Origin of the sequence: Porcipelethomonas ammoniilytica (assembly GCF_025567485.1) — a bacterium.
In the GTDB taxonomy this organism is placed as follows: Bacteria; Bacillota; Clostridia; order Oscillospirales; family Ruminococcaceae; genus Porcipelethomonas; species Porcipelethomonas ammoniilytica.
Window position 1 is genome coordinate 1 of record NZ_JAOQKH010000091.1, and the last position, 760, is coordinate 760.

Here is a 760-nt window from a genome sequence, read left to right on the forward strand (position 1 = left end):
CCATTCATTTTGAAAAATCTTTACTTTAATCTTTTTTCTTTTCGCCTTTTTGTGTCCAGATTATTGACTATGGTCCACCACAAAATACTTGGGTTTTTTGGCTTCAAGGATTCTAATATATTCGAGGAACATATTTCCTCTGTCGTCCTCAAACCCTTTTCTGAGTCCTGCATATGACCAGCTTTGGCATGGCGGGCCTCCAACGAGCAAGTCAAAATCCGGCATTGTTCTGGAATCGATTTTTGTGATGTCCTCATAAAATTCCTCTTTTCCCGTATCAAACAATATTCTGTAAGCCTTTTGCACAAACTTATCAATTTCACACCAGCCTACTATTTTAAATCCTCCTACTCTTTCTAATCCGCTTCGGAATCCTCCGATTCCCGCAAATGCTTCAAACACACGAATCATTCATATCTTCTCCTTTCTGCTTTTAGGTACCAAAAAGCGGTTAAGTCTTTTTTGACCTAACCGCTTACATTGACATATCCATTTGTACTTCTTCCGTTATTTCTTCAATTTGATCCTGATTGGCTTCTTTGAGCGCCGATGACACAAGATTGGCAAAACCTTCAGTATCGTCTATCATAGCCTTGAATCGACTCCCTAAGTCCTCCATTAGTGACAGACTGTCTGCATAACAGAAAAATCCGCCTGCCTCACAGTCAAAATAAATCTTACTTAGATTCGGTTCATCTGCAAAGGCTCTGCGAAATACTGTTTCCCACTCATATCCGTTTCCATGTGTATAGAATTGTCC

The 760-nt window shown here is 39.7% G+C and carries 2 protein-coding genes; both read right to left on the reverse strand.

Features of this window, described 5'->3' with window-relative positions; genetic code table 11:
* Positions 1–60: 60 nt before the first annotated feature.
* Positions 61–411: a DNA (cytosine-5-)-methyltransferase gene (dcm, locus tag OCV67_RS13415; RefSeq protein ID WP_147644416.1), complete on the reverse strand. Its 351-nt coding sequence runs from the start codon at positions 409–411 to the stop codon at positions 61–63.
* 64 nt (positions 412–475) lie between these two features.
* Positions 476–760 (reverse strand): hypothetical protein (locus tag OCV67_RS13420; RefSeq protein WP_178085190.1); only part of this gene is annotated, 285 nt, incomplete at its 5' end.